Consider the following 17,400-nt stretch of genomic DNA (forward strand, 5'->3'; position numbering starts at 1 on the left):
CGGCTCGATCCGCTCCCACAGGCTGTCCCGCACGATCCACGGCGGCTGCTCGCCCTTCTTCACGGAAGATGATCAAAGCTGCCCGGCAGCCACCGTGGGACCGAAGTGATCATTTTGTTAGGACCTCCAAGACCGAAGCCCTCGCCGCGGCTGAGGACCTGGACAGTGACCAGCGCCGTGGAACCTTCATCGACCCCAACGATTCGCGCACCAGTCTGGCCGAGTGGGCGAGCCAATGGCGGAAGACCCACCTGGTCGCCGCCAGCACCCAAGCCAAGTACGACCACTACCTCGACCAGCACATCCTGCCCGCCTTCGGGCGCCTGGCTCTCGATCAGATCCGCCGTAGCGCGGTCAAGCAGTGGGCGATCGGCCTGCGCGCCCGTTACAGCCTGGCCAGCGTCCGCGGCATCGTCACCCTCATGTCGCTGCTGCTGACCGCGGCGGTCGAGGAACGCATGATCGCCATCAACCCGATCCAGGGCCTGCGCATGGCCGAACCCCGCACCCACCACCAACCAGACGTCGACCTGCGGCAGACCGCCAAACGCCCGATTCCCACCAGCGACCAGGTCCTGGCCATCGCCGACCGCATCCACCTACTCGGCGGACGCCCGGCGCAGGTGATGGTGATCACAGCCGCATTCACCGGGATGCGCTGGGGGGAGATCACCGGCCTGTCCAAGACCAACTGCCATCTCGACCAGGGCTATCTGCGAGTCGACCCGGACAACGGATCACTGCACGAGGTTGGCGCGCGCCTATGGCTCGGCCCGCCCAAGACCGACGCCGCCGCCCGACGCATCGACCTGCCGCCCTTCCTTATCGTTCTCCTCCGAGAGGTCATCGATAGTCATGACCATCCGCAGGTGTTCATCACCCCAGATGGGCACTGGCATCGGCGATCGAACTTCGCCCGCCGCCTATGGCGGCCCGCCTGTGACGGCGACCCCAGCCGCAAATGGCCGTTCATCCTGCCCGGGGCGGTCTTCCACGGCCTGCGCCACCACCACAAAACGATGCTGGATGAACTCGGCATCGAAGACGCCCTCAAATACGAGCGGATGGGCCACCGGATGCCCGGCATCGCCGGCGTCTACAGCCACGTCACCGACCCCATGCGGCAAAAGCTGGGGGACCGGCTTGAGCAACGCTGGACCACCCTGACCGTCCGCCGGGCGCAATCGTCGTGACCTCGACCCACCTCGTGCCGAGGGGGAGCACGGCCGGGAGCATCACCGGGAGCACTGCTCCCGGTGACCCCGACCCACGAAAAGTACCGACCCCTACCTACGGAATGGGTAGTCCCGATCAGTTGTGGAGCACCCTGCTCCCGATTCCGGCCCATCGTTAGCGTCGGAAACCAAAATGCAGGCCAGACACATGGTCTGACCTGCATTAACATGGTGGGCGATACTGGGATTGAACCAGTGACCTCTACCGTGTCAAGGTAGCGCTCTCCCACTGAGCTAATCGCCCTCGCGAAGCAGAGTGTGCTTCAGAGGTGGAGACGGGATTTGAACCCGTGTACACGGCTTTGCAGGCCGTTGCCTCGCCTCTCGGCCACTCCACCGAGTGAGGCCTTGGGGAGACCTCTCCGAGCGGACGACGGGATTCGAACCCGCGACCCTCACCTTGGCAAGGTGATGCTCTACCAACTGAGCCACGTCCGCGTGTCTCGGGGGCGTCCCCCCTCGGCAACGGGGTAAACACTAGCGGATCCTCGGCCCAACTCCCAACTCGATAGGACCGGACCGCGTCGCAGGCGATCTTTCGACGGCCGTCGAAGCGTGTCCGGCGTACCGTCGAACCATGCGAGCACCGTACGACTCGGACATCGCGCCGGTGGCCGCGCTGCTGGCGGACCGTACACGCGCGTCGATGCTGACGGCCCTGCTCGACGGCCGTCCGCTCGCCGCGGGGGAGCTGGCCAGGACGGCGGGAGTCAGCGCCGCGACGGCCAGCTCTCATCTGGCCAAGCTGCTGGACGGCGATCTCGTGGCCGTCGTGCGCCAGGGCAGGCACCGGTACTACCGCCTGAAGGGCGCCGAGGTGGCCGCGGTGATCGAGGCGATCAGCCGGATCAGCCCGAACGTCGAGGTCCGCAGCCTCCGCCAGTCGCGGCAGGCGCGCGCTCTCCAGGAGGCCCGCACCTGTTACGACCACCTGGCCGGCCGCGCCGGGGCGGCGCTGTTCGAGGCGCTCCTCAGCCGGGACCTGCTCGAGACCGTAGATCCGGCGTTCGACGATCCCGCGGCGTCCGCGTACGAGGTGACCGACAAGGGGGAGCGGCAGCTGTCCTCGATCGGCGTCGACATCGCCGAGGTGCGGCGGGCGCGCCGGAGGTTCGCGGGGCACTGCCTGGACTGGACCGAGCGCCGTCCTCATCTCAACGGCGCTCTCGGCGCGGCGCTCACGGCCCGGATGATCGAGGACGGCTGGTTCACGCGCGGATCGGCGCGGCGGGCGCTGCTCGTGACGGAGAGAGGCCGGAGCCGGCTGGCCGACGTCTTCGGCTGCGTCCTTGGCTGACCCGTCCCGGCTGCCCGGCTGCCCGTCTGACCGGCCCTGGCTCGTCTGACCGGCCCCGGCTCGTCTGAACGGCCCCGGCTCGTCTGAACGGCTCTGTCTCGGTTGAGCGGCTCCGGCACGACAGGGTGGTGCCGGCCCGGCTGACCGTCGCGGCTGCGTACGGCATTTCTTCCACTCCGGATTGAACCGTCTGTCACGCCGTTGCGTCCGAATATCGCGCACTCGCCAGGTTTAAGAGGCCTGGACACATTAGGGTGGCCCTGCGTCGCAGCGACGTTCGGGCGCGGAGGGGTGACGAATCGGTGAGCGGGGAGCGTAGGTTCTTCCGTCGTGATCGGCTGACCGGGCTGATCGCGATCGGCGCGGTCGGGGTGTTGTGCGTGGCCGCGGTGGTCTTCGGTGTCGGAATGGCCAGCGCGAAATACCATCTCGCCGATGTCGGCGGCTGGCTGACGTCGTCCAAGAAGGGCGAGCTCGTTCACGTCAACGGGCTGTCGGGCAAGGTCGACGGCAAGGTCACCCTGTCGGGTACGGCCGGCCACAAGATGCGGGTGATCCAGCAGGGCGGCGTCGTCCTCATCGTGGACGAGACGACCGGCGTGGTCAGCCGCGTCGATCCGGCCCACCTCAACGTCGTTCAGGGAGTCTCGTACCGCGGCGCGGCCGGCATGCAGGTCGTGTCCGGGTCCGGCGCCGCGTACGCGCTCGACCAGATGAAGGGCAGCGTGCAGCGGCTGGACGCGATGAGCCTGGCCACGGAGGGCGACCCGATCAGTCTGACCGGACCGCTCGGCGCGGCCGCCATCGACGCCAAGGCGACGCTGTGGGTGCCGGTGCCCACCAACGGGCAGGCGGCCTCGGTGCAGAGCGGCAGGCCGGGGCAGCCGGTCGGGGTCGGCCGGGCCGGGGACGACCTCGCGCTGACGATCGCGGGCGGCTCAGCCGTCGTCACGGACTTCACCACGGCGGAGAGCCTCGTCCTCGGTGACGGCGGCATCCGCGTGAAGGTCAAGCTGCCCTCCGTCGTGGCGCAGCTGCCCAAGGGGCAGGTCACCGCGCCGCCGACCGCCACGGACGGGCAGCTCGTGCCGCTGCTGGCCGGGAAGTCGCTGATCGTGATCAACGCGGGCAGCGGCTCGGTGAGCAGCGTCGCGCTGCAGCTGCCGCAGCATAAGCTCATGACCCCCCAGGTCCTCGGCCAGCGGGTCTACATCCCGGACCAGAGCTCGGGCAGCCTCCTGGTGTACGACTCCGCGACGAACCGGATGGCCCCGCAGGTACCGGTCACCGGGCGGCCCGGCCCGCTGGAGGCGTTCGTCAAGGACGGCCTGCTGTGGGTGAACAATCCCGACAGCCCGAAGGCGGTCGTGGTGGACGGGTCCGGCGCGCACAAGCCGGTGCAGAAGTACACCGGCAAGGTGCCCGGCGGAGCCGAGAACCCGATTCCGAAGGGCGACGACCAGGGGCAGGACAACAACCAGCCGACGTCGAACGCGCCCGCGCCTCCGGTGCCGACGTCCGGGCCGCCGGTGCCTCGCCTGCCGATCCACCCGGGGCACCCGAGGTCGCACAAGCCGTCGATCAAGCCGCCCAAGACGCCGCCGACGCACAAGACGGACCCGCCGAAGGTCACGCCGCCGAACAAGCCGACCAACCTGCGTGCGACCCCGCAGCCGGACGGGAGCATCAAGGTCGACTTCCAGCCCGGCGGAGGCGGTACGGCGACCGGCTACAAGCTCGTCGTGCCGGCGGGCCTGACCGCCACGCCCGCCACGATCCCCGCGGACGGGCCGGACTACACGTTCACCGTGCACGGCGGAACCTGCGGCACCGAGTACGTCTTCGCGGTCGCGGCGACGTACAAGAACGGTGACCACGACTCGGACATCGAGTCGGACGAGTCCGACCCGACCCTGTCCTGCACGCAGCCCGACGCGCCGAGCGGCATCACGGGCAGCGGGACCGCGCAGGGCGCGAAGATCGGCTGGCAGGCCCCGCCGAACGCCAAGGGAGTGACCTACAGGCTCCAGGTGACCGGCCCGAAGTCCTACACCAAGGACAGCATCTCCGGCACGTCGGTGACGATCCCGACCATCTGGAAGAACGGCTCGTACACCATCCGGGTGACCGCCTCCAACGGCGCCGGCGGCAAGACCGGCAGCGCGACCAGGGCGCTCACGGGTCCGACGCGGACGTACAACATCCACAACGGCGGCAACGCGAACGAGAGCAGCTTGATCTGGAGGCAGGCGGATCCCAACAGCGGAACCGCTGAGGCGATCCAGAACGCCAACACCCAGCAGGTGCGGGTGGACTGCCAGAAGATCGGGGTGCAGTACAACCACCCGAACGGCAAGGCGGCGTTCAGCGGCAAGCTGTACGACCACGTGAACCACAACGGTCACATCGGCTACATGATCGGATACCTGGTGAACACGCCGCACTCGCCGTGGCAGGAGCTCGCCGGGCCGACCATCTGGGAGTGTGCCGGCTGATGACGGCCGAGGTTCACGGGGCGTCCGACGCGGACGCCCTGGCAGGACGCTTCGCGCAGTTGTTCGGGGCGCTGGCGGGCAACATCGAGCGGGTCGTCCGCGGAAAGCGGGAGAACGTCGAACTGGCGCTGTTGTGCCTGCTCAGCGAGGGACATCTGCTGCTGGAGGACGTTCCGGGGGTCGGCAAGACCACGCTGGCCCGGACGATCGCGGCGAGCGTGGAGGCGCGCTGGACGCGGATCCAGTTCACGCCCGACCTGCTGCCGTCCGACGTGACGGGCGTGTCGATCTTCAACCAGTCCAACAACCGGTTCGAGTTCCACCCGGGCCCGATCTTCGCGAACATCGTGGTCGCCGACGAGATCAACCGGGGTTCGCCGAAGACCCAGTCGGCGCTGCTGGAGGTCATGGAGGAGCGGCGCGTGACGGTGGACGGGCAGCCGCACCCGGTGCCCCGGCCGTTCATGGTGATCGCGACGCAGAACCCGGTCGACATGGACGGCACGTACCCGCTGCCGGAGGCGCAGCTCGACCGGTTCCTCATGAAGATCTCGATGGGGTACCCCGACCACGCCTCGGAGGTCGCCGTGCTGGCGGGCACGCCGACCGGGCCGCTGATCGACCAGCTGCCGAAGGTCGCGGGCCGGGACGACATCAAGAACATGATCGACTTCGCGAGCCGGATCCACGTCGCGCCTCCGCTGTACGACTACCTCGTGCAGGTCGTCGCGATGACGCGCCGGCACCCCGACATCCGCCTGGGAGCCAGTCCCCGCGCGAGCCTCGCGCTGCTGCGGGCCGTACGCGTGCGGGCCGCGGCGGCCGGCCGGTCCTTCGTCGTCCCCGAGGACGTGAAGGGCCTCGCGGCCCACGTCATCGCCCACCGGCTCATGCTGACGCCGGAGGCGGAGCTGCGCGGCCGTACCGCCACGGAACTCGTCGCCGAGGCCCTCTCCCAGGTGCCGGTGCCGCAGTCCACCGGGGTCTGAGGTGCTCACGCCCGTCGGCTGGGGGGTCGCCGCCGTTTCGGCGGTGCTGTACGCCGCCGGCGCCCTGCTCGGCTACCCCGAACCGGTGGCCCTCGCCGTCGGCGGTCTCGTCGCCGTCGTGACGGCGGTGCTGTGGACGCTGCCGCGGCCCAGCCTCACCGTCGTACGCGAGGTCACGCCGAATCGCGTCGCACGCGGCGAGTCGGCCTCCGGCGTCCTGCACGTCACCAACACCGGCCGGATGCGCCGGGCGGGGATGCGGGCGTACGACGCGTGCGGCGGCGGGCGGATCGAGGTCCGGGTGCCCGTGCTGCGCCCCGGCAGGGCCGAGACGATCCGGTACCCCCTGCCGACGGACCGGCGCGGGGAGATCCCGGTGGGGCCGCTGCGGCTGGTGCGCGCCGACCCGTTCGGCCTCGCCCGGCGCGTACGGGAGTACGGCGAGCCCCGCACCCTCCTGGTCCGCCCGCACACCGTGGCCCTGCCGCTCCTGCCGTCCGGGCGCAACCACCACCTGGAGGGGCCGACGTCGGACACCGCGCCGGCGGGCACGGTGACGTTCCACGCGCTGCGCGAGTACGTCGTGGGCGACGACCTGCGCCACATCCACTGGCGGTCGAGCGCGCGCACCGGCACGCTGATGGTCCGCCAGCTCGTCGACGCGAGCATGCCGCAGACGACGGTGGTCGTGGACACCGACGCCGGCGCCTACGCCGACGCGGACGACTTCGAGCTGGCCGTGGACGCGGCGGCGTCCGTGGCGGCCGGCGCGGCGGGCATGAACTTCCCGGTCCGCGTCCTCACCGCGGACGGGCCGCTCGTGGAGACCCGCGGCGGCGCCCACGACGTGGAGGAGATCCTCGACCGGCTGGCCGGGCTGTCCCGTACGGACGCCGCGCACGGCGCGGTCGAGGTCGCCCGGCGCGTACGGGCGGGCGGGGCGCTCGTGCTCGTGACGGGCGGGCGAGGGGAGGTCTCCGGGGCGGGGACGCTGCGCCGGCGGTTCGACCGGGTGGTGTGCGTACGCGTCCGGCCCGACGCGCCCGGACCGCGCCTGCCCGGCGTCGCGCTGGTCGAGATCTCCGACCTGGCGGAGCTGCGTGCGGCGTGGAAGGGCACGACCCGATGACGATGACGGCGGCGCCCGCGCGGCCGGGCACGGACGCGCCGCCCGAGCCCCGGCGCGGCCTGCGGGTACGGCTCGTCACCGCGCTCGTCATCGTGGTGGCGCTGACCGGCGCCGGCGGCCTGGCGTTCCATCGCGTGTTCGCGCTCGGCGACCTGGTGCCCGTGGTCACGGTCTCCGCCGTCACGCCGGTCCTGCTCGTCGCGCTGCTGTCCTGGCCGCGGCGCCGGACCTGGCCGCTGTGGATCTCGGTCCTGGCGACCGCGGGGGCCTGGGCGCTCGTCGCCGGGCTGACGTTGTTCCACGGCGACTTCGCCGTGGTGGGCGGCGCGCTGCGCGACTCCTGGAAGGGCACGCTCACGTCGTTGCTGCCCGCGCCCGGCCGCCCCGAGCTCCTCGTCCTGCCGCACGCGCTGGTCTGGCTCGCCGCCTTCGGAGGAGCCGAGCTGGCCGCGCGGACTGAGGCGAAGGCGGCGCCGGCGCTGCCCTCGGTGGCCGTCTTCTGCGTGGCCCTGCTGCTCGGCGTCAACGGCCCCGGCTCGAACCTTCCCGTCGCCGCCGTGCTCGTCGGCCTCGCCGGCGCGCTCATGATCGTACGCAGCGGCGGCCGGCCGCTGTGGCTGCTCGCCGGGCTCCCGGCCGCCGCCGCCATCGGGCTGCTGGGCGCGGCCGTCGGGCCGTACCTGCCGATGAGGGGCGAGGCGTACGACCCGCGGGCGACCGTCAAGGCCCCGCCGCCACAGCAGCGGGACAGCATCAGCCCGCTCGACCGGGTGTCGGCGTGGCTGCAGACCCCGGACCAGCAGATGTTCACCGTGCGTGCCGACGCGCCCGAGGACTGGCGGCTCGCCGTCCTGGACCGCTTCGACGGCGTCACGTGGACGTCCGACGCGCGGTTCGTGCCGGCCGGCAGCCGCATCCCGGACGACCCGCGCGTCCACCGGACGCGCGTCGTCCAGCGCTTCACCGTCCAGGACCTGCCCGGCGTGTGGGTGCCCGCCGCCGACCGGCCCCGTACGGTGCAGGGCCTGGCGGTGGCGACCGACCCCGGCAGCGGGGTGCTGACGGCGGGGCAGCCGCTGCGCTCCGGACAGGCGTACACGGTCACCTCGATGGTGCCCGACTACGACGCCGCCCGGCTCGCGGTCGCCCAGCCCGCGCGGGACGCCGAGGCGCAGGCCGCGACCGGCCTCGCGGAGTCACCGGGGACCACCGCGAAGACCGCCGAGGTGCCCGCGTTCCGCAGTCTCGCGCTGGAGGTCACCAAGGACCAGGACACGGCGTTCCAGCGCGCCGCGAAACTCGCCGACTACCTCCGTAACGCCGCCAGGTACGACGTGACCGGCCTGTCCGGCCACACGTACGCGGATCTGCGCTACTTCCTCGGCACGTCCAAACGCGGCACCTCGGAGCAGTTCGCCACGGCGTACGCCGTCCTGGCGCGTTCGATCGGGCTGCCGACCCGGGTCGTCGTCGGGTTCCGGCCGGGCGTCGGCGGCAACGGAACCTGGCAGGTCCGCTCCGGTGACGTGCTCGTCTGGCCCGAGGTCGACTTCGCCGAGATCGGCTGGGTACCGTTCTTCCCCACGCCCGAGGAGACCGACGCCTCGAAGAAGTCGAACTCGGTGCCGGCGGGGGAGACGCAGCAGAAGCTGGAGGCGGCGCAGAAGAGCGCGGCGGCCCACAAGAAGGGCGGCGACTCCGGTACCCACGGCGCGCCGGCGCCCAGGGCCCCGGCCCGGCCGCCGCACAAGACGTCGTCGACGCCGCCGTGGGCCTACGTGCTGGCCGCGATCCCGGTCCTGCCCGCGGTGTACCTCGCCGGCGTGCTCGTCGTCCCGGTGCTGCGGCGGCGCCGCAGACGCGGCGGCCCCACCCCCGCCGCGCGGATCACCGGGGCGTGGGAGCAGACCCGCGAGGCGCTGGGCGCGGTCGGCCTGCCCGCCGCGACCGCCCTGACCGCCCACGAGGTCGCGGGATTCGGCACCGAGCGGGTTCCCGGCGCCGAGGCGCACCTGCGTCCCCTCGCCGACCTGGTCAACCGGTCGCGGTACGCCGCGACGCCCTCCGGACCGGACACGGCCGAGGCCGCGTGGCGGCACACCGACGAGCTCGGCCGCCTCGTCCGACGGACCGCCGGCCTCCGCCGACGCCTGGCGCGCCGCCTGCATCCCCGCTCCCTGCGCCTGCGCTGACCCGGGGGCGGGCTCGGCTCCCGCCCCCTCCCCGCGCCCGCTGACGATCAGGGGTCGGCTCGCCGCCCGGCCGCCCGTTCTGATCAGCGGGGCCCGGCTCCGTCACCGGGTCGTGGCGCCCCGGATGCACTTGGGCTTGGCCCAGGCGATCGTCGCGGGCTGTCCGTCGCCCTGACCGATGGCGACCAGCGCGCCGACCGTGAAGCAGTACCCCTTCTGCGGGTCCAGGCCCGAAACGGTCATCGTCGTGGAACGCGGCGCCAGCGCCTGCGGAGGAGTCTGGGTGGGAGACCCGTCGGACTGCTGCATCCAGATCGGGAAGTCGTTGTTCTTCGCGAGCTTCCAGCGCAGGACCACGATCTGTCCCTTGTCGGTCGCCCGCAGGTCGCGCGGGGTCGCGGCGGCCATCACCTGGGAGGGAATCGCCACGGGAGTGGACGACGCCGACGTCCGCGGTGCGGTCGGTGCCGGCGTCGGCGTGTGCCCTCCGCCGTCTCCGGTGTTGCCGAACAGCAGGAACCCGGTGACGCCGGCGCCCGCTATCACCACCACGCCGGCGACCACGCCGGCCACGACGGCGCCCGGCCGGCCCTTCCGGCCGTTCGCCGGCACGCCTGCCAGGTCCGTGGGCTCCACGCTCTCCGGCAGCGTCCGCGGTGTCGCCTCTCGGGGCCGCGGCACGGACACCTGGTCGGGGACCCGCGGCCGGGCCACCGGGCCGTGGACGGGCCCCGCACTCGACGCGCGGGCGGGCCCGGCGTTGAACGCTCCGGTGGGGCCGGCGCCCGGCGCGTGGGGCGGCCCGCCGGCCGGCGGCTGAGCGGGGCCCGAGTTCGGCGCGCGGGTCGGTCCGGCGTCCGGCGTCCGGGGCGGTGCGGGTCTCGGAGAGGCCGCGGGCGGCGAGGCGGGTCCCGGCCCGGCCGCCGGCCCGGCGGCGTCCGGATGCGCCGCCGGCAGGTGCGGCGGGGCGTACTGCTGGGCCAGGAGCTCGAAGCCGGGGCCGGTCAGCCCGGAGTGATCCTGCTCCGGCACGTACGGGGGCGAGGCGGGAGGCGCCGTGATCGAGTCGCTGCCCGCCGGCTCCGTCACCGGAAGCCCGAGTTCGGCCTGCAACTGCTGCAGCCGGCCCGCGAACGCGACCGCGCTGGGGTATCGCTGGGCCGGCGTCTTCGCCATCGCCTTGGCGATGACGTCATAGACCTGCGGCGGGACGTCCGCGCGCGGGATCGGCGGCGGGGGCTCGTTGAGGATGCGCATCATCAGCGCGCCGATCCCGTTGGCTGCCCCCGTCGTCTTGAACGCCGGACCGCCCGCCAGCAGCTGGTACATGCTCGAGGCCAGCGAGTAGACGTCCGCGGTCACCCCCGGCTGCTCGCCGTTGACGACCTCCGGCGCCGCGTGGTGCGGCGTGAACGCGGTGGTGTGCGTCACCTCCGACGAGCCGGTGAGCCGGGCGATGCCGAAGTCCGCGAGCGCCGGCTCGCCGTACTTGGAGACCAGGATGTTCTGCGGCTTGACGTCGCGGTGCAGCACCCCGGCCTCATGGGTGGCGGCCAGGGCGCCGGCGATCTTCACGCCGGCCCGCAGGACGTCCTGCAGGGGGAGCGGTCCCTCGCGCGACAGCCGGTCCCGCAACGACCCTCGCTCGAAGTAGTCCATCGCGATGAACGGCCGCCCGCCGCTCGTCACGCCGGTGTCGAGCACGGTGACGACGTTCGGGTGGCCGGTGAGCCGTCCGGTGATCTGGCACTCGCGCTCGAACCGGCGCATCGTGTCGTCGTCGACGGCGTCCACGGACAGCACCTTCAAGGCGACGATGCGGTTGAGGCGCTCCTGCTCGGCGCGGTAGACGACACTGAACCCGCCCTCGCCCACCCGCTCCAGGATGCGGTAACCGGGCACCTGGTCGATCATGGAGTCTCTTCTTCGTCGGGGCGGCTGCGGCTGCGCGGATGAGTCGTGTCGATGGTAATGCCTGTTTCCGATCTTCTCGCTGGGTCGGTCCGGGTTCATCCGCGTCGTTCGACGCGGCGACGGCTCCCGGCGTTCCCGGCGGACCCCCACCGGCGCGGACGGTCACCGGCGGCGCCGGTGACCGACGCGGAACGGCCGGCGCCGGACGCCCGTGTATTCGCTCGAATCAGGCGCGCCCGGGCCGTAGTGTGGGGTTCGGCCGGGGTGTCCAGCCCGGCGGAGCAGGGGAGGACCGGGCCGATGCGCCCGGCACGGAGAGGTGACTTCACGGTGGTCGAGCTCAGCTCCCAGACCGGTAACGTCCCGGTCTGGATCAACGGAGAACTGTACGCCCCGGAGAACGCGCGGGTGTCGGTCTTCGATCACGGCATCCTCGTCGGCGACGGCGTGTTCGAGACGGTCAAGGCCGTACGCGGAGAGGCCTTCGCCCTCACCCGTCACCTGCGGCGGCTCGCCGTCTCCGCCGCCGGGCTCGGGCTGCCCGAGCCGGACCTGGACGCCATCCGCCGGGGAACGCTCGCCGTCCTGGCCGCGGCGCCGTCCTGGGACCTGGCCCGGATCCGGATCACCTACACCAGCGGCATCGGCCCGCTCGGCTCCGACCGCGGCGCGGAGGGAGCCACGGCGATCGTCGCCGTCGCCGACCAGACGCCGTTCCCGCCGACCGCCGACGTCTCGGTCGTGCCCTGGCCGCGCAACGAGCGCGGCGCCCTCTCCGGCCTCAAGACCACCTCGTACGGCGACAACGCCAAGGCCCTCGCGTACGCGCACGAGCACGGCGGGGCGGAGGCGATCTTCGGCAACCTCGCCGGGAACCTCTGCGAGGGCACCGGCTCCAACGTCTTCGTCGTCCGCGACGGGCGCCTGACCACCCCGCCGCTGTCCTCCGGCTGCCTCGCGGGCGTGACCCGGGCGCTGGTGCTCGAGTGGTGCGGCGGCGAGGAGGAGGACCTGCCGCTGGAGGAGTTCTCCACGGCCGACGAGGCGTTTCTCACCTCCACGACCCGCGACATCCAGCCGATCCGCGCCGTCGACGGCAAGGTGTTCCCCACGGCGCCGGGCCCGGTCACCCGGAAGGCGATCGAGGTCTTCGCCGAGCGCGGCGCCGCCGACCTCGACCCGTGACAGGCAGGCGTACGGCCCCGCGCCATGGGTGTGGGCCAGCGCTGGGAGGCGCCTGGTGCGGGGCCGTACGGTCAGTGTGGGGGGCTCAGATGTGCCAGAGGAGGTCGTCCAGTTCCGCTTCAATGTCGATGAAGTCAGCCTCCCGGCCGGCAGGAACGATCTCATACGTCCGGTCAAGGAAGTCCGTGAGGGGCGTCAACGGCACCTCGAAGTGTGCCCGTCCGAACGGCGATGACAGCGTCAGGTTCAATATCCGCTCGCCGCTCTTCTCCGCCGGCCACACCCGCACGTCACCCCTGCCGACCTTGCGCACAATGCCGACGGTCAGCAGCTCGCGAGCAAAGATCCACTCCACCGGTGCCTCGTTCCCGACATGGAACGCCACACGGATCGCATAAGGGTCATCAGCGGAGTAGTCCAACGTCGCAAGCAGCGGGATGATCGTCCTATCCGGGACGAGGAGCCGAAGGCCGACCTCGGCGGAGGCAGTGGTGCTGCTGCTGTTCATCGGTCATCCTTCAGGCGTCAGTCCCGCATCGCGGGTTTCTCGGTGAGGACCTCGCTCCCTCCAACGGGTGTCCCCCTGGCTCTGTGACGCGTAACTGTCAAAAGTCCTAAGAACATTCCGCCCCCCGTACGTCATGTGACCTACCTCACCGGCCTTGATACCCGCTCTGACCTGCGTAGAAGCGAAGTGACCTAGGGTCGGTCGCATGAGGGAGACGCTGAACGACTGGCGCGAGCGCATCCGCGGCCGCCCCGTGCTGAACAACGTGTGGCGGCTCGCCGTGTTCAGCGTGGGCGTCACGGTCCTCGCCGCGGGCGTCGCCATGCTTGTGCTGCCGGGCCCCGGTTGGGCGGCGATCTTCGTAGGCTTTGCCATCCTGGCGACCGAGTTCGCCTGGGCGCAACGTGCCCTCACCTCCGCGAAGCAAACGGCGAGCAAAGCGAAGGAGAAGGCCCTCGACCCACAGGTGCGGCGCCGGAACCAGCTCCTGGCGATCTGCGCCGGCGTCGTCCTCGCCGTCGCGATCGTGGCCTACCTCCAGGCCTTCGGCGTAAACCTCCCGTGGAAGGTCTGATCGTCGATGCGCGAAGAGGGCCGGGGATGCGCTAGTCTTTCTGGCGGCGGTTGATCCGCCTGGGGCGATTAGCTCAGTGGGAGAGCGCTTCGTTCACACCGAAGAGGTCACTGGTTCGAACCCAGTATCGCCCACCCAGTGTGAGAGCAGGTCAGAGAGGGTTCCGGAGATCACTCCGGGGCCCTTTTTCGATCTTCGTGCGTCCTGTGTGCGTCAGGGGAGCCAAACGGAGAGCCGCCGCCACGCGGACTTGAGCTGGCCGAAGATGGTGTTCATCGTTTCGGCGCCCTTGGTGATGACCGGTATGGCCGTCGCCTGGGCGAGTGTGGGGGCTTACGCGACGGCACCGCCGCCGCGATCCAGGCGCGGAGGGCCGCCACCCTGCAGGCGGCCTTCATCGGCCCCCGAACGGCTCCGCGACCGGCGTCCCTCTCTCGCCGTTCCCGGCCGAGCCTTGGGTCGATCAGCCACCTGCGGCGCTAAGGACGGATACTCCGCCACGAACCACGCAAGGTATGTGATGTCTCGATCGATTCGGCGGATTCCGTGTGATAGCTCGGCTTTTCGCGCGTCGAGGATAGGTCCTGGGACCCAACGAGGACGTCGGAAGTTGAGCCTTGGAGTCCTGTCGCGAGCCAGGGCGGGTCACTACGTTGCCCCTGACAGCTCATCCCCCTGAAGAAACGGTTGAGATCTTGAAGTCAGTGGTTCGTATGGTCATCGCCGCCGGAGCGATCGCGTCGATCGCGGGGCTCACTGCTCCGGTCGCCTCCGCTGAGACGAGCACGAAGACCTCGGTCGTCTCCGCGGCCGCCACCCCGGCGACGCCGGTAGTCGTCGCGCAGAAGAATCACTGCCGGAACTTCCCGCCGCGGAAGAAGCTCTACGTCTGCATCAAGCGGATCGGCGGCGGGAAGCTCGAAAGCTGGATGACCAACGACAAGAAGGTCAAGGGCGCGTTGGGATTTCTGCCGTATAAGGCCGACGGGACGCCGGGCAAGCCCAAGCTGCTGAAGAAGAGCCCCGGCGCGAAGAAGGTCGACGTCGCTGGATACAAGTGTCCCAAGGGGTACGCGACGGTCGCGACGTGGTGGCAGGACAAGTACCAGGGCCACACGAACAAGTGGTACAGCGCCGCCATCAAGTGCAAATAGTCGGGGACGCCGCCTCGAATCGATAGACGCCGGTGCGGGCTCGCGAATGTCGCTAGCCCGGGCCGGCGTTCGGTCGGAATGACCGGGGCGGCGGGAGATGCCGCTGACTGAGCGTGCGGGCCTAATGAGGACTGGTCGTCGATGACCGCGATCTATCGCCGCAGCGCGGGCCTGGGCCCGCCGGACGGCCCGTTCGTGTACTTGACCGGAGGGACGCGGCGGGGCAAGTCGGTGAGCGGAGTCCGCATGGCTTCGTGCAGGAAGACCTGAGCGCCGTGCGTCGGTCCACGGCCGCCTAGAGTGGAGTCACCCGGCACTGGCCGGCAGCGTGACGTTGCACGATCGCCGCCTGGCCGGAGCGCCGGCGGTGCAGGCTCTGAGGTCCTGGCGCCGCGACCGGGCCGTCGCGGCCTCGCCCGGGCGTTCATCGCGCCGAGTGCGGTGGGCGGGGGGGCGGCCGTTTCCTCGCGGTCGGGCGGATGGCGATCAGGGCCTCCCGGAGAACACGTTCATCGAGTATCCTCCGAGGCAAGTCCAGACTGGAAACTTTCCTAAAAGAATGCTGAGCTTCCCATCCCCCGCCAAGACGTGCGGCCGGTGGCCGTGCGTCGACCCCCGAAGGAGAAGCGACATGCGATGGAGAACGCGCGTGCCCGGCCGCAGGCAAGGGCTCGTCGCCGCGATCGCCGCGGTGGCGGCGGCGCTCGGGACGGCCGCGGCCGTCACCGGGGCCAGCGCCGCGGCCACGAGCCCGGCCGCCGCACTCGGCGGCAACTGGTACGGCGCCGCGCCGTACGTGATGCCGTTCGACAACGACCCGCCCGACCTGGGCCCGGTCATGAGCGCGACCGGGCAGAAGACCTTCCAGCTCGCCTTCATCCTCGCGCCGAACGGCGGAGGATGTCGGCCGACCTGGGACGGCACCCAAGACGTCTCCTCCGACACGCAGGCCGCGTCGGTCGTCAACGGCATCCGCGCGGCCGGCGGCGATGTGACGGTGTCGGCCGGCGGCTACAACGGCACCAAGCTCGGCCAGGCCTGCGGCGATCCGTCATCGACCGCCGCCGCGTACCAGCAGGTGATCACCAAGTACGGGCTCAAGGCGATCGACCTCGACCTGGAGGAGCCGGAGTACGAGAACTCGGCGGCGATCCACAACGAGATCGGCGCCGCGAAGATCCTGCAGCAGAACAACCCGGGCCTGTACGTCTCGATCACGACGGCCGGCACGACCGGCGGCGAGGGCACAGGGTGGTTCGGCAAGCAGCTGCTGGCCGAGGCGAAGGGCCAGGGATTCACCCCGGCCAATTACGCGATCATGCCGTTCGACGGAGGCTTCAACGGGTCCGCGGCGCAGATCAGCGCGTTGGAGGGCTTCCACAACACGCTGATGAGCACCTTCGGCTGGGACTCCGCGACCGCGTACGCGCACGAGGGCGTGTCGATGATGAACGGCCGGTCCGACAGCGGCGAGATCTTCACCCAGTCCGACTTCCAGTCCGTGCTCGACTACGTCACCTCCCACAAGCTCTCGCGGTACACCTTCTGGTCGGTCAACCGGGACCGGCAGTGCAGCCCGCCGGACAACGGCGGGCGTACCTCGGGAACCTGCTCCAGCGTGGCGCAGTCGGCCTGGGACTTCACCCGCTACACGGCGAAGTTCGGCGCCTCGCCCACGGTGCCCATTCCGACGCCGACTCCTCCCGCGCCCGGTTCCTGCTCGGCGCCGGCCTGGAGCGCGTCGGCGGTCTACACGGGTGGGAATCTGGTCACGTACGCGTCGCACACGTGGCAGGCCCGGTGGTGGACCCAGGGCGAGACGCCCGGAAAGGCCGACGTGTGGGCCGACCAGGGCCCGTGCGGCTGACCCTGCCGGAGGCCGGGCGGGCGGTCGCCTGAGGCCGGCCGTCTCAGGGCCCGACGCTAGAGAGCCGCGCGGCAGACCGGAAACCGGGCGAACGGTACATCGTTCGCCCGGTTTCCGGCTTCGGGAGATGACGGCGGCTTCGATAGGGGAGGCCAGAGTTCGCCGCAGGGACGTGACGAATAGGTCTCAGGTCCTAATCTGCCGTTGAGCGCACAGACTCTGTATCGCGGCCTTTCGCGTCCCTAGGTTGATCTTGCTTACGCAAGACCGTCTCTAGGGGGAAACGTGCGCAAGCTCTCCATGGCCCTCGCCGGCGCCACCGCGGTGGCGGGTCTGGCACTTACCGCCGGTACGGCGGGCGCGACCACCGTGCACACGGCGGGTGGCGCCAAGTGCGGCAGCAAGTGGTGCGCCACCGTAAAGGGGACGGGCCTGAAGGTCGACACCTTCAACACCCACCTCCGCTCCTACAAGGCGTTCAGCGGCTATCCCTACGTCGAGGTGGAGCCGCCGCACAAGAAGGTCTACTTCCTCTGGTGGAGCCGCGTTAAGAACGTGCACGGGTTCGACGGGAAGCTCGACAGGAAGTTCCCCAACAAGACCGTGCTCTGCTTCGGTGTCGCACCGACCAAGGCGTACCAGGACCACCCGGGTGACGCCTGCTTCACCGTGCACAAGTAGACCGCTGCCGCGCCGGCCGGACACCAGCCGAGGTACGGGCCGTGGCGGTGGCCGGCGAACAGCTTGGCTCCGTGCATGTCGAGGGCCGTTCCGCGAGCGGGGCGGCCCTCGTGGCCTGTCGCCGCGCTGCCACAGGTGCGTTGTGCCGTCGGGGTGACCGACGGGCGTTCGCGCGCTGGG

At 71.0% G+C, this 17,400-nt stretch carries 13 protein-coding genes and 4 tRNA genes; 12 read left to right on the forward strand and 5 right to left on the reverse strand.

Annotated elements, in window-relative coordinates; all coding sequences use genetic code 11:
* Positions 1-68: 68 nt before the first annotated feature.
* Positions 69-1,193, forward strand: a complete 1,125-nt coding sequence (locus tag NDW01_RS34135; protein WP_252828473.1) for a tyrosine-type recombinase/integrase — start codon at positions 69-71, stop codon at positions 1,191-1,193.
* 211 nt (positions 1,194-1,404) lie between these two features.
* Here NDW01_RS34135 and NDW01_RS34140 read toward each other — a convergent pair.
* From NDW01_RS34140 to NDW01_RS34150, 3 genes are all read right to left on the reverse strand, one after another.
* Positions 1,405-1,479, reverse strand: a tRNA-Val gene (locus NDW01_RS34140).
* A gap of 23 nt (positions 1,480-1,502) precedes the next feature.
* Positions 1,503-1,573, reverse strand: a tRNA-Cys gene (locus tag NDW01_RS34145).
* Between the two features lie 27 nt (positions 1,574-1,600).
* Positions 1,601-1,673: transfer RNA gene (locus NDW01_RS34150), tRNA-Gly, on the reverse strand.
* Between the two features lie 139 nt (positions 1,674-1,812).
* Here NDW01_RS34150 and NDW01_RS34155 point away from each other — a divergent pair.
* The 5 genes from NDW01_RS34155 to NDW01_RS34175 all read left to right on the forward strand — a co-directional run bounded on the left by NDW01_RS34155 (position 1,813) and on the right by NDW01_RS34175 (position 9,337).
* Positions 1,813-2,532: an ArsR/SmtB family transcription factor gene (locus tag NDW01_RS34155; protein WP_252828474.1), complete on the forward strand. Its 720-nt coding sequence runs from the start codon at positions 1,813-1,815 to the stop codon at positions 2,530-2,532.
* 302 nt (positions 2,533-2,834) lie between these two features.
* Positions 2,835-5,027, forward strand: a complete 2,193-nt coding sequence (locus NDW01_RS34160; protein WP_252828475.1) for a hypothetical protein — start codon at positions 2,835-2,837, stop codon at positions 5,025-5,027.
* Positions 5,027-6,016, forward strand: a complete 990-nt coding sequence (locus NDW01_RS34165) for an AAA family ATPase (protein ID WP_252828476.1) — start codon at positions 5,027-5,029, stop codon at positions 6,014-6,016. Before NDW01_RS34160 ends, NDW01_RS34165 begins: the two co-directional genes overlap by 1 nt.
* Position 6,017: 1 nt before the next feature.
* Entirely contained in the window at positions 6,018-7,145 is a 1,128-nt protein-coding gene (locus tag NDW01_RS34170) for a DUF58 domain-containing protein (RefSeq protein WP_252828477.1), read from the forward strand.
* Entirely contained in the window at positions 7,142-9,337 is a 2,196-nt protein-coding gene (locus tag NDW01_RS34175; RefSeq protein WP_252828478.1) for a DUF3488 and transglutaminase-like domain-containing protein, read from the forward strand. The genes NDW01_RS34170 and NDW01_RS34175 overlap by 4 nt, the downstream gene beginning before the upstream one ends.
* 102 nt (positions 9,338-9,439) lie before the next feature.
* Here the strand turns inward: NDW01_RS34175 and NDW01_RS34180 are convergent, their stop codons facing one another.
* Positions 9,440-11,251, reverse strand: coding sequence for a serine/threonine-protein kinase (locus NDW01_RS34180; RefSeq protein ID WP_252828479.1), 1,812 nt, complete (start codon positions 11,249-11,251; stop codon positions 9,440-9,442).
* Between the two features lie 330 nt (positions 11,252-11,581).
* Here NDW01_RS34180 and NDW01_RS34185 point away from each other — a divergent pair, with 330 nt between their 5' ends.
* Positions 11,582-12,436, forward strand: coding sequence for an aminotransferase class IV (locus tag NDW01_RS34185; RefSeq protein WP_252828480.1), 855 nt, complete (start codon positions 11,582-11,584; stop codon positions 12,434-12,436).
* Positions 12,437-12,521: 85 nt separating this feature from the next.
* On the opposite strand, the gene NDW01_RS34190 is transcribed toward NDW01_RS34185, so the two are convergent.
* A complete protein-coding gene (locus NDW01_RS34190; protein ID WP_252783169.1) occupies positions 12,522-12,944 on the reverse strand; it encodes an SsgA family sporulation/cell division regulator in 423 nt (140 codons plus the stop codon).
* A gap of 205 nt (positions 12,945-13,149) precedes the next feature.
* Here NDW01_RS34190 and NDW01_RS34195 point away from each other — a divergent pair, with 205 nt between their 5' ends.
* The 5 genes from NDW01_RS34195 to NDW01_RS34215 all read left to right on the forward strand — a co-directional run bounded on the left by NDW01_RS34195 (position 13,150) and on the right by NDW01_RS34215 (position 17,220).
* Positions 13,150-13,518 (forward strand): TIGR02611 family protein, encoded by a 369-nt coding sequence (locus NDW01_RS34195; protein ID WP_252828481.1) that lies wholly within the window; start codon positions 13,150-13,152, stop codon positions 13,516-13,518.
* 62 nt (positions 13,519-13,580) lie between these two features.
* A tRNA-Val gene (locus NDW01_RS34200) sits at positions 13,581-13,652 on the forward strand.
* A gap of 561 nt (positions 13,653-14,213) precedes the next feature.
* On the forward strand, positions 14,214-14,672 hold the full coding sequence (locus NDW01_RS34205) for a hypothetical protein (RefSeq protein WP_252828482.1): 459 nt from the start codon (positions 14,214-14,216) through the stop codon (positions 14,670-14,672).
* Positions 14,673-15,303: 631 nt separating this feature from the next.
* On the forward strand, positions 15,304-16,539 hold the full coding sequence (locus NDW01_RS34210; RefSeq protein WP_252828483.1) for a carbohydrate-binding protein: 1,236 nt from the start codon (positions 15,304-15,306) through the stop codon (positions 16,537-16,539).
* Between the two features lie 285 nt (positions 16,540-16,824).
* Positions 16,825-17,220 (forward strand): hypothetical protein, encoded by a 396-nt coding sequence (locus NDW01_RS34215; protein WP_252828484.1) that lies wholly within the window; start codon positions 16,825-16,827, stop codon positions 17,218-17,220.
* The last annotated feature ends 180 nt before the right edge of the window (positions 17,221-17,400 follow it).

This window comes from Actinoallomurus soli (assembly GCF_024055715.1).
In the GTDB taxonomy this organism is placed as follows: Bacteria; Actinomycetota; Actinomycetes; order Streptosporangiales; family Streptosporangiaceae; genus Actinoallomurus; species Actinoallomurus soli.

Excerpts from the sequence above, each read along its gene's own strand:
- NDW01_RS34135 (WP_252828473.1), top strand. The coding sequence starts at position 69 with ATGATCAAAGCTGCCCGGCAGCCACCGTGGGACCGAAGTGATCATTTT.
- NDW01_RS34155 (WP_252828474.1), top strand. The coding sequence starts at position 1,813 with ATGCGAGCACCGTACGACTCGGACATCGCGCCGGTGGCCGCGCTGCTG.
- NDW01_RS34165 (WP_252828476.1), top strand. The coding sequence starts at position 5,027 with ATGACGGCCGAGGTTCACGGGGCGTCCGACGCGGACGCCCTGGCAGGA.
- NDW01_RS34175 (WP_252828478.1), top strand. The coding sequence starts at position 7,142 with ATGACGATGACGGCGGCGCCCGCGCGGCCGGGCACGGACGCGCCGCCC.
- NDW01_RS34180 (WP_252828479.1), bottom strand. The coding sequence starts at position 11,251 with ATGATCGACCAGGTGCCCGGTTACCGCATCCTGGAGCGGGTGGGCGAG.
- NDW01_RS34190 (WP_252783169.1), bottom strand. The coding sequence starts at position 12,944 with ATGAACAGCAGCAGCACCACTGCCTCCGCCGAGGTCGGCCTTCGGCTC.
- NDW01_RS34195 (WP_252828481.1), top strand. The coding sequence starts at position 13,150 with ATGAGGGAGACGCTGAACGACTGGCGCGAGCGCATCCGCGGCCGCCCC.
- NDW01_RS34210 (WP_252828483.1), top strand. The coding sequence starts at position 15,304 with ATGCGATGGAGAACGCGCGTGCCCGGCCGCAGGCAAGGGCTCGTCGCC.